Genomic DNA, 11,933 nt, shown 5'->3' with positions numbered 1-11,933 from the left:
CATTCATTGTGAATACACATCAACTTTGATTTTAAATGATTTTTAATTAATTAAATAGGTTTACATACGTAAAAATACGTTGTATCGCACTCAAACATAAAATCAAATCCATTAGAAACCTTGATCTATCCATCTTAAAATTATATAAAATAGCAAACTGATTTAAGCCAAATTAAAGTTAAAGAATATATTTCATTTACCAATAATTCATATTTAAAGCGAGTAATACCACTAAAGGACTCCTAAAATGTCAGATAGCTTCCAAAATGAAGTACCGAAGGCTCGGGTTAATATCAAATTAGACTTGCACACGGGTGGTGCGCAGAAAAAAGTGGAATTACCACTTAAATTATTAGCTGTTGGTGATTACAGCAATGGACAAGATAATCGAGCATTATCTGAGCGCGAAAAAGTTAATATCAATAAAAATAACTTTAACAGTGTACTCACTGAATTTGCGCCGACCATTAACCTCACGGTGAAAAACACCCTTGCTGGTGATGGAAGTGAAGAAAGCATCAACCTCTCTTTCAAAAACATGAAAGATTTTGAGCCTGAGCAAGTTGCCCGTCAAATTCCTCAACTGCGCGCAATGTTAGCTATGCGCAATCTGCTGCGTGACCTGAAATCTAATCTCCTCGATAACGCAACGTTCCGCCGTGAACTGGAAAACATCCTTAAGGATCCAGAACTCAGTGATGAACTTCGTGAAGAACTAGCACAGCTAGCGCCGAAGAAAGATTAATTTGGATTATTAAAGGATTATGCTGATGTCTGTAAAAACTGAATCAACTCAAGGCGCAACAACTGTGCTGGATGACACCTCAAACCAAGGCGTTTACGCTTCTTTGTTCGAAAAAATCAATTTAACACCAGTCGCATCAATCAGTGATATTAACGCATTCCAAGACAATGCCGCCTTGGCAGATGCAACGGCTGATGAGCGTGTCACTGTCGCCGTTCAAGTCTTCTTAGACCGTTTAAAATCATCAGGTCAAAAAGTCGAGCGTTTAGACCGAAACCTACTTGACCATCATATCGCTGAACTTGATAAGCAAATCAGCCAACAACTGGATGAAGTCATGCACCACCAAGACTTCCAAAAAGTTGAATCCACTTGGCGTGGCTTGAAATTCCTCGTTGACCGCACTGATTTTCGTCAAAACGTTAAAATTGAGCTGTTAGATATTGCTAAAGACGATTTACGTCAGGATTTCGAAGATAGCCCTGAAATCATTCAAAGCGGCCTTTATCACCATACCTACATTGCGGAATATGACACCCCAGGCGGTGAACCTATCGCAGCAATGATTTCCAACTATGAGTTTGACCGTAGCCCGCAAGATATCGCCTTACTGCGTAGCATCTCCAAAGTCTCAGCATCCGCACATATGCCATTTATTGGTTCTGTGGGACCAAAATTCTTTGGCAAAGAGACGATGGAAGAAGTGGCGGCAATCAAAGATATTGGCAACTATTTTGACCGCGCCGAGTACATCAAGTGGAAATCATTCCGTGACTCTGATGATGCTCGATATATCGGCTTAACCATGCCTCGCGTGCTTGGTCGTCTGCCTTACGGTCCAGATACCGTGCCTGTTCGTAGTTTCAACTACGTTGAAGAAGTTAAAGGCCCTGATCACGAAAAATACCTGTGGACCAACGCCACCTTTGCTTTTGCTGCCAACATGGTAAAAAGTTTTATCAACAACGGTTGGTGCGTACAAATTCGTGGACCTCAAGCCGGTGGTGCCGTTAAAGATCTCCCAATCCACCTGTTTGATTTAGGTACGGGTAGCCAGGTAAAAATTCCATCCGAAGTGATGATCCCTGAGACCCGTGAATTTGAGTTCGCCAATCTTGGATTTATCCCGCTGTCTTACTACAAAAACCGCGATTATTCCTGCTTCTTCTCCGCTAACTCGGCACAGAAGCCTGCGTTATACGATACCGCTGATGCCACCGCGAACAGCCGTATCAATGCCCGCTTACCGTACATTTTCTTACTGTCTCGTATCGCCCATTACTTGAAGCTTATTCAACGCGAAAACATTGGTACCACCAAAGACAGACGCTTACTTGAATTAGAACTCAACAACTGGGTTCGTGGCTTAGTCACTGAAATGACCGATCCAGGTGATGATTTACAAGCTTCTCACCCACTACGTGATGCAAAAGTGGTTGTTGAGGATATCGAAGATAACCCAGGCTTCTTCCGTGTGAAACTGTACGCCGTTCCACACTTCCAAGTCGAAGGTATGGATGTTGATTTATCGCTAGTTTCTCAAATGCCTAAAGCTAAAGCCTAACGGTTATTAAAGGTCATTCAGGATGAAAATCTACCGTCCCCTATGGACAGACGGGGCCTTTTTGGCCCCTCAGCAATTTCAACAGCAAGCCCGTTGGGACGGTCATGTTGCTGAAGTCGTCGCACAAATGGGTATCGCCTCCACGTGGGGCGTCATTAATACCGAGTTTGATGTCAGTGCATTAACGCTCTCTCGCGTAAGCGCCCAAAAAATCGTGGTGCGCTTTCACGACGGCACACTGATTGACACAACCTTAGCTGATGCCCTTCCTCCGGTATTGTCCCTCAATGATTATGCAGATCGCCAGTCATTGGATATCGTTCTGGCGCTGCCTTTAATGTTAGCCAATGGTGGAAACTTAGTTCCCGAAACAGGAACCGATCGACCACGCCGATTTAGCCAAGAATGGGTTAAAGTCCAAGACCTATTAGGGCATGAACAAACAGACATTGCCGTGCTACGTCACGTGGCAACACTGCGTTTCGCTCATGATGAGAATGAAGCCTATATGACCTGCCCTGTTGCACGCCTTATTCGCAACGCTCAGGGGATGTGGGAATTTGATAACCACTTCATTCCCCCCTTACTTTCCTGCCAGGGAAGTGCTGAATTACGAACATTACTTTCTGAGTTTATGCACCGTTTAGTGGCTAAGCGCCGTCGTTTAATGGCACTACGTCGTGAAAGTAATGAAAAAATGGCCGACTTTGTGGTCGCTGATGTCTCACTGTTTTGGTTACTGAATTCACTCAATAGTGCCGAGCCTGTCCTCAATGAACTCAGCACAGCGTTACATCGTCATCCTGAATTACTCTATCGGGAGCTAGCTCGTTTAGCGGGCAGCTTATTAACTTTTTCTTTAGAAAGTAAGCTGGAAGATATCCCGCTGTACAAACATGAGCAGCCAGAGCTCGTTTTCCCACCTCTTTTTGCCTTGTTAAATACACTGCTTGAAGCCAGTTTACCTTCTCGCGTGATTAGCATTGAACTGGCGAAAGAAGGTCCATTCTGGAAAGGTCAACTCCATGACGGTCGATTACGTGAAGAAGCCGATTTTTACTTATCGGTTCGCTCATCATTGCCTGCTCACTTATTAATCGCTCAATTTCCACTCCTTTGCAAAGCGGGTAGTAGTGATGATGTGGCTGACGTCGTTAATGTGGCACTCAATGGTATTCCATTGAAACCGCTCAGTCATGTCCCAACGGCGGTTCCTCTTCGCTTAGAAAATCAATATTTTGCGCTAGATATTGAAACACCTGCGGGTCAAGCCATGCTCTCTTCTGGGCAATGTGCATTCTATGTTCCAAGCACGTTAGGTGACATTCAATTAGAGCTGTTTGCGGTACTTCGCTCATGAACAATACAACATCGCACCATACTATCGACATGATCTTCGCCCAAACTTGGCTGATGGTTTGTCAATTACATCAAGGCACCGCCATCACTCATGGGGATAGTTTTTATCGTCGAGTTTGCCAACTCATTGATGAAACACGTCAAAAACTGCTCGAACATGGCTACCCTGAATCCGCCATTGAACATATGCAATACGCTCAATGTGCTCTGATTGATGAATCTGTGATGAATCGCCAACACCAAGATGATGGCTACAACACATGGATCCAATCTCCTTTGCAAGCGCGCTACTTCAATACATTAGAAGCGGGAGACAAACTTTGGGATCGCCTACGCAGCATTTTAAATGAAACCGCCCCGAATCCTGACGTTTTGCTCTGTTTTCATCGCGTGCTTACCCTCGGATTTGTCGGTAAGTTTCGCCAAAAAGAGGCGCCAGAACGTGAGCGCATCGTCGCTCAACTCAATGTTCAACTTCCAGACTATCTGATCACTTCAGAATTGCCTCTCGTCGTAAAACCTAAATTACGGTTTAGCCGTCGCAGACTTTACTGGTTTGGTTGGGTAGGTGGCATCCTCGTACTCGCCGCCATGTGGTGGGGATTCAGTGCATCGTTAGAACATTTACTACAACAGTGGATGACACAAGGATAGGCATGCAAAATCCAATCAAACAGTGTCTGACGCTTTTTGCTACGGGGCTTTTTTTGTGGCTACTCTGGGGATTTTGGTCTCTAGGGCAAAGTGTCACCATTTTTGTTTCCGTCTTCGTCTTAGTTCTGACGGGGGGAATGTTGTTTTGGCAATATAAACAGCGACGCCAAGTGCTATCCACTGAACATGATTATACGGGCGCATTTCCGGCTGATAATTATCAGGGGCCTGTCATTTTAGTCTGCGGTCAATCTCAAGCACTATTCCTTGATGACCAATTACACAGAGAAACAAGTCAAGGTTGGTACATTCGTGTATCCGCACCCACTGAGCTCGTTAAACTGATTGCCGCATTGGTGGAATATGCCCCTTCACTATCTGGGCATTTATCCTTACTTTACGTTGTATTACCTGAGCAACTTACCCAACAAGAAACCCTGACACAAGCGCTACTCAACTGGCGTCGAGCGATTGGGGAAGGCCGTCAAAAAATCGGTGCTAAATTGCCATTTTGGGTAACGGTATACCTTTCTAAACCTCATCATACTGATACCGCTATGCATGTTGATGATGAACATACACCTTGGATGACGTTACTCAGCCACCAAACTGAATTTCAAGTAGAGCAAGAAGGTGCGATGTCAGTCCCTTACTCCGTGTGGCTACCTACGCATTTCGGACAATCAGAACAAAGCCTGCAATTTTCGCTATGGCTAGATACCTTACAAAGCTGGCTAAACCAAGTTTTAGTGCCTCAATTCACCCTGCCTCAAGCTGGTGCGCCGAAGCAAATCCCTTCAGCATGGGCCATTCAGTGGATTGATATCAGTAGCCAGCCAAGTAATTTATGGCAGCAATTCATTCAAGAAAAAACCACATTGCCATTGCGCTCCTCAGTACAAACAACTGATTTACTCCCTTTGCCGGATGTCATGCTACGCCGCTTGCATCATGATATTAGCTTAAGCCGGACGGAAAAAAGCCTCGGTGCAATTGGCCTCATTTTTGGGGTTTTCTTAGTGGGTGCTTTAGTCGGTAGCTACCACCATAACCAGCAACTCATTCGCCATATTGGTGAAGATATTGCTCGTTTCTCTCAGCTTTCAGAAGTTCCACTCGCACCCAAATTAACCGCTTATCAGCAGCTCCAAGATGACGCCGCTGAGCTTGCACGTTGGGAGCGTGAAGGGATCCCAAGTGCTTACTCATTAGCGTTATATCAAGGTAATCGAATATTGCCTTACTTACATACTCTGCTAGGGAGTTGGGCGCCTTCTCAACCTGAAATCACCCCTGAAGCGCCAGCTGCACCACCTCAAATCGTCACTTTGGACAGTTTGTCCTTATTCGATGTTGGACAATACACACTCAAAACGGGCGCGACCAAAGTGTTAGTTGATGCGCTACTCAATATCAAAGCCAAACCCGGCTGGTTAATTATGGTTTCTGGCTATACCGATAACACCGGGAATCCAGAACAAAACCAAAAACTGTCTTTAAAACGCGCAGAGTCTGTCCGTGATTGGATGATCCAAACCAGCGATATCTCGCCAACCTGCTTTGCTGTGCAGGGATACGGACAAAATAACCCCGTTGCCGACAACAACACCGCTGACGGACGAGCTCGCAATCGCCGCGTAGAAATTCGCCTGATACCGCAAGCTGAAGCTTGTCAGATATTAGGCGTCAACACCGTACCATCGATGGATGGTGGTACACATTCCACACTAAAGGAGAAGTAGTTATGGCTATTCCAGTTTATTTATGGCTGAAAGATGATGGCGGTGCTGAAATTAAAGGTTCTGTCGACGTACAAGACCGTGAAGGCAGCATCGAAGTGGTTGCTCAAGACCATAACCTGTACATCCCAACGGATAACAATACCGGTAAGTTAACAGGTACTCGTATCCATACGCCATTCATTTTCGTTAAAGAAATTGATGCTTCAAGCCCTTACCTTTACAAGGCTGTGACCACGGGTCAAACCTTGAAAGAAGCGGAATTCAAATGGTATCGCATTGATGACGCAGGACAAGAAGTCGAATATTTCAACACCAAACTTGAAAACGTCAAAGTCGTGAAAGTCGCTCCAAAAATGCACGACATCAAAGATCCAGGTAAAGAGAAGCACAACCATCTCGAAGAGATTGAGCTGCGCTATGAAAAAATCACTTGGACATACAAAGACGGCAACATCATCCATTCCGATTCTTGGAATGAGCGTGCTACCGCTTAATTAAGACAAGCAGGCGTTTCGGCGTCTGCTTTTTTCTTGCGCCCCTCGCGCAACATCACTCACACACAACACATTTTGCCATTAAACAAGCTATACGCGCTTTCAATCGCGTATTCCCATCGCGAATATCACCTTATGAACCTCGGTTAACGGTTAGGGGCGGTAGCGTGCCTAAACACATTGATATCCACCAGATTATCTAGGGAGAGAACATGGAAAATTCTTCAGTTATGTTATTGCGTCGCCTAAACCCTTTCTGTGCAAATGCACTAGAGGCAGCAGCTTCCTTGTGCCAAACACGCGCCCATGCTGAGGTCACCATCGAACATTGGTTACTCAAGCTGCTTGAGCTAGGAGAAAGTGATATCACCGTGTTAGCTCGCCGCTATGAATGGGATATTTCTGCACTTTGGCAAAGTCTGTTAACAGAAATCGACAGCCTACCCCGCTCTATCCATAGCCGCCCCTCCCTCTCAAAATCACTCCTAAACTTAATTCAAAACGCATGGGTGATAGCCTCATTGGATGAAGATATCGAGCACATTCGCAGTGTCCATATTCTTGCGGCGATGGTGAAGCAACCCTCTTTAGTTCCGAACGACGCCCTTTGGCCATTAATGACCTTAAGCATCACACAATTACAACGCTTAAGACCGATGCTTGATGCGCAATCCGATGAGCGCCCTGAAGTTCAGCAACTTGCGGCGCATAATCAATCTTTGCCGGCAGAAGCGCCACTTGAAACGCAATCAACAAATGAAGCTCCAGCACCGAATGTCATCGGTAACACACTGAATGATGCCTTACTGGCCGTGCTGAATAAATTTACGGTGGATGTGACCGAAAAAGCACGCGAAGGCGCGATTGACCCAGTCTTTGGACGTGATGACGAAATACGTCAAATGGTGGATATTCTTTCTCGTCGTCGCAAAAATAACCCCATTCTCGTGGGCGAACCGGGTGTTGGGAAAACGGCGTTAGTGGAAGGCTTAGCCCTACGTATCGTTGAAGGTAATGTTCCTGTCAGCCTGCAAACCACATCATTACGCACATTAGATTTAGGTCTACTGCAAGCGGGGGCTGGCGTCAAAGGCGAATTTGAACAGCGCTTAAAAAACGTGATTGAAGCCGTACAACAATCTCCTACTCCGATTTTACTGTTTATCGATGAAGCCCATACCATCATTGGCGCAGGCAACCAAGCTGGTGGCGCTGATGCCGCTAACTTACTCAAACCCGCCCTTGCCCGTGGTGAATTACGCACGATTGCCGCCACCACTTGGTCTGAATATAAACAATATTTCGAGCGTGACGCCGCTTTAGAACGCCGTTTCCAAGTCGTCAAAGTCGATGAACCTGATGATGAAAAAGCCTGTTTAATGCTGCGGGGGCTAAAACCGCGCTACGCCAAATATCATGGTGTTCACATTACCGATGATGCGGTCAAAGCCGCTGTTACCTTATCTCGCCGTTACTTAACCGGTCGCCAACTCCCCGATAAAGCCGTGGATTTGCTCGATACCGCCAGCGCCCGTATCCGCATGAGCCTCGATACACTCCCTGAAGAATTGACGCGTTTAAAGGCCAAGCGCAATGCATTAGAACTTGAACAGCAAGCGATCCTTGATGATTTGGCGATTGGCAACACCACCAACCAATCCCTACTGAGCGAATTAGTCACTCAAGATGCCCAAATAGCGATACAGCTGGCTGAGTTAGAACAGCGTTTTGAGCAAGAAAAAAACCTTATCAGCGAGCTCTTAGAACAGCGCCGTCAATCCCAAGATGTCAGCGATATCCAATCACAATTAGAACTCGTTCAACAAAATGAGCCGCTGATCACCCCCGATGTGGATATCAGAACCGTTGCCACTGTCATCGCCGACTGGACGGGTGTGCCATTATCCAGCCTCTTAAAAGACGAACAAACCGAACTGCTGGAGTTAGAAGACTCGCTAAGCAAACGTGTTGTGGGTCAAGAAAGCCCATTACTGGGGCTTGGACAACGACTGCGTGCTGCTCGCACGGGTCTCGCCTCAGAAAATGGCCCTCAAGGGGTATTTTTATTAGTGGGTCCAAGCGGAATCGGTAAAACTGAAACCGCACTCGCCTTGGCAGATGTCCTGTTTGGTGGCGAAAAATCCTTAATCACCATCAACATGTCCGAGTATCAAGAAGCCCACACCGTCAGCCAATTAAAAGGCTCTCCTCCAGGTTATGTGGGTTATGGTCAAGGCGGGATTTTAACGGAAGCCGTTCGCAAACGCCCTTACAGCGTCGTGTTACTCGATGAAGTGGAAAAAGCCCACCGCGATGTGCTCAATCTGTTTTATCAAGTTTTCGACCGTGGATTTATGCGCGATGGCGAAGGTCGTGAAATTGATTTTCGTAATACCGTGATCTTAATGACAGCCAACTTGGGCAGCGACTTGCTTATGCAGCAACTCGAAGAGTTCCCTGAGTCTACCGACGGCGAGCTGCAAGAACTGCTGCGCCCAACTTTGCGCGACCACTTCCAACCCGCCTTACTCGCACGCTTCCAAACCTTAATTTATCGCCCATTAGGCCCAGCCGCTCTGCGCCAAATTGTTGAAATGAAACTGGGCAGCGTCATTAAGCGTCTTTACACCCACTACAAGCTTGAAGGCATTATCGAAGAAGCGCTGTATGACACACTCGTGAGCGCCTGTTTATTACCCGATACCGGCGCTCGCAATATAGACAGCCTACTGAATCAGCAGATTTTACCAGTACTGAGTCAGCAATTACTCATGCGCCAAGCCAACCACCAGCAAGCGCAAAGCCTGACTTTAGGGTATAGCGAAGAAGACGGGATCACCCTGAGTTTCAGTGATATTGAGGAGATAAATCCATGAGCCTACTCGATACAGCCAAAAACCTCCTTCAAGGTCAAAACCGCTATCGCCTAGAAGTGCAAGGCTGCTCAGATTTACTGGACGTTGAACATTTTACGGGGCGTGAGGCCGCTAGCGATACCTATCGCTATCAAATTACGTTTACCTGTTCCGCCCAAGATCTTTCTGCGCAACAATTATTGCGCCGTAATGCCAGCCTGACCTTTTCCGCGCCGATAAGTAACTTAATGGGGCTCGCCACTCAGCCGAGCGTTGCCAAGCGCGTTCATGGCGTGGTCACGGATTTCCGTCGTCTCTCTGGCTCTGCGGATGAAGCTCGCTACCAGCTAGTTATTGAGCCTTTTTTTGCGCTACTCCGCCATCAAATTCGCAGCCACCGTTTCTTTATCAACCAATCCATCCCTGATGTGGTTGAACAGATCCTGCGCGAACATAATTTCAAAGGCTGGGAATTCGAATTTCATCTCGAAAAAGAGTACCCAAAACGCGAACAAATCAACCAAATTAACGAAAGTGACCGCCAATTTATCGAGCGTTTACTCAGTGAAGTGGGTATTTTTTACCGCTTTGGTTTACAAGATGATACCCAAACCGAGGTGCTCCACTTTACGGACAGCCAACGCGGTTATGTGTATGACAAAACGCTGCCATTAAATAGCCCATCAGGGCTGAGCGATAACCATGTTGACAGTGTTTGGGGATTATCTTTACGTCATCAAGTGGTTGAAAGCACTGTTTTTGCCAAAGACTATAACCACCGACTGGCGGAAGATACGTTGATTTCCGCCGTCGCAGACATGACCCGCGGTGATGGCGAAAAAATCAACTACGGCGATGTTTATCACTATAAAGGCCGCCACCTAACCCGTGGGGACAAAATTCGCCCTGAAACCGAAACCGCTAACTTTTGGGCAAGACTCGATCACGAGCGCTTTTTAGCTCGTCAGACTTTACTCCGCGGAGAAAGTAGCGCAGCAGACCTGACGCCATTATTAGTATTAAGCATTCAAGATAACCCGCTCAGTTCGACGTTACCCAGCGTATTCAAATCGCCGATTTTAATTACTCGCCTACGTTTTACTGCCAGCCGAGATAAAGCGCTGACTGTTCGCTTTGACGCCGTGCCATACACTGAATCACTGTGCTGGCGCCCTGCTCTAAAACCACGTCCTGTCATTGCTGGAACATTAATGGCGCGTGTCACCAGCGCAAAAGACCACGACATTTATGCTCACCAAAATGAACACGGCTTTTATTGGGTCAAATTCGATGCGGATCGCGATGATAAAACCAAGGGCTATGAAAGTATGCCCGTGCGCTTGGCGAAACCTTACGCGGGTGATACTTATGGGATCCATTTCCCGCTAATTCAAGGGACTGAAGTCGCTATCGCTTTCCATGAGGGTGACCCAGACCGCCCTTACATCGCCCACGCACTACATGATTCCCGCCACCCCGACCACGTTACGGATAAAAATAACACCCGCAATGTGATCCGCACGCCTGCGAATAACAAGCTGCGCATGGAGGATAAACGCGGGCAAGAGCATATTAAGCTCAGCACCGAGTATGGCGGAAAAACCCAGTTAAACTTGGGGCATTTGGTCAACGCCGAGCGCGAACAACGCGGTGACGGTTTTGAGCTACGTACAGATAGCTGGGGTGCAATTCGTGCGGGTAAAGGGTTGTTTATTACCACCGATAAGCAGGATAAGGCCGGTGGGGATGTGTTGGCGATGGCTCCCGCAATATCACTCGTAAAAAGTGCAAATAATCAATTGACCAGTTGGGGAGAAATCACCAAACAGCATAAAAACGTATCTCCTGAGCAGGACAGTTTAAAAGCACTTCAGAAAAACACTGAAAGCTTGGCCGCTCCCGCTGCGTTAATACATGCGACTGACGGAATTGGACTGGTTACTGAACAATCAATTTTGTTGCAAAGTGCGCAAGCTCATTATTCTCAAAGTACGGGTGAAATGCACATTGCCAGTGGTGAACACATTAGTGTGAATGCGAGTCAAAAAATTTCATTACTTTCGCAAAAAGAAGGGGTTCGTCTCGTTTCAGGTAAGGGGACTTTCGAAATAGAATCACACGGCGATAAGCTTGATGCGATTGCACTGAAAGATATCACAGTGCAATCAACCCAAGGGCATATCCAGCTCACTGCCAAAAATGGTATAACTTTAGGTTGCGGCGGTGGCTATATCCATATTTCCCCTGATGGGCAAATAGAAATACATAGCCCAAGTCGTATCAGTCTAAAAGGCCAACATGTGTGGGATGCTCCGCAAGGTAAAGATTTCCCATTACCTGACTTGCCAAAGTCTGTGTGTGAAGAGTGTTTAAAAAAAGCACAAGAATCTGCATTAGGAATAATATATCGTGAATAATATAACTGCCAATTCTAAAGAAAATTTAATTACCTACTGGATAAAACAGTTAAAAGAACATAGTCTCAGTTATCAATTAAATTATATTGATATCATCATAGAT

The 11,933-nt window shown here is 46.3% G+C and carries 8 protein-coding genes; all 8 read left to right on the top strand.

Annotation, left to right across the window (positions count from 1 at the left end; translation table 11 throughout):
* The first annotated feature begins 247 nt into the window (after positions 1–247).
* The 8 genes from tssB (at position 248) to JK188_RS13385 (ending at position 11,830) form a co-directional block, all read left to right on the top strand.
* Entirely contained in the window at positions 248–745 is a 498-nt protein-coding gene (gene tssB, locus JK188_RS13420) for a type VI secretion system contractile sheath small subunit (protein WP_036952987.1), read from the top strand.
* Positions 746–764: 19 nt separating this feature from the next.
* The gene (tssC, locus tag JK188_RS13415) at positions 765–2,309 is read left to right on the top strand and encodes a type VI secretion system contractile sheath large subunit (protein ID WP_108477937.1); all 1,545 of its coding nucleotides are present in this window, start codon (positions 765–767) and stop codon (positions 2,307–2,309) included.
* Between the two features lie 22 nt (positions 2,310–2,331).
* Positions 2,332–3,669 (top strand): type VI secretion system baseplate subunit TssK, encoded by a 1,338-nt coding sequence (gene tssK, locus JK188_RS13410; RefSeq protein WP_036952981.1) that lies wholly within the window; start codon positions 2,332–2,334, stop codon positions 3,667–3,669.
* Positions 3,666–4,322: a type VI secretion system protein TssL, short form gene (gene tssL, locus JK188_RS13405; protein ID WP_211885978.1), complete on the top strand. Its 657-nt coding sequence runs from the start codon at positions 3,666–3,668 to the stop codon at positions 4,320–4,322. The genes tssK and tssL overlap by 4 nt, the downstream gene beginning before the upstream one ends.
* Before the next feature lie 2 nt (positions 4,323–4,324).
* Entirely contained in the window at positions 4,325–6,064 is a 1,740-nt protein-coding gene (locus tag JK188_RS13400) for an OmpA family protein (RefSeq protein WP_211885980.1), read from the top strand.
* Between the two features lie 2 nt (positions 6,065–6,066).
* The gene (locus JK188_RS13395) at positions 6,067–6,558 is read left to right on the top strand and encodes an Hcp family type VI secretion system effector (RefSeq protein WP_006660409.1); all 492 of its coding nucleotides are present in this window, start codon (positions 6,067–6,069) and stop codon (positions 6,556–6,558) included.
* 212 nt (positions 6,559–6,770) lie between these two features.
* Positions 6,771–9,434: a type VI secretion system ATPase TssH gene (gene tssH / locus JK188_RS13390; RefSeq protein WP_211885982.1), complete on the top strand. Its 2,664-nt coding sequence runs from the start codon at positions 6,771–6,773 to the stop codon at positions 9,432–9,434.
* Positions 9,431–11,830, top strand: coding sequence for a type VI secretion system Vgr family protein (locus JK188_RS13385; RefSeq protein ID WP_211885983.1), 2,400 nt, complete (start codon positions 9,431–9,433; stop codon positions 11,828–11,830). The genes tssH and JK188_RS13385 overlap by 4 nt, the downstream gene beginning before the upstream one ends.
* Positions 11,831–11,933 lie beyond the last annotated feature (103 nt).

Origin of the sequence: Providencia sp. JGM181 (genome assembly GCF_018257375.1) — a bacterium.
In the GTDB taxonomy this organism is placed as follows: domain Bacteria; phylum Pseudomonadota; class Gammaproteobacteria; order Enterobacterales; family Enterobacteriaceae; genus Providencia; species Providencia lanzhouensis.
This window is presented reverse-complemented; position numbering and strand designations above follow the sequence as displayed.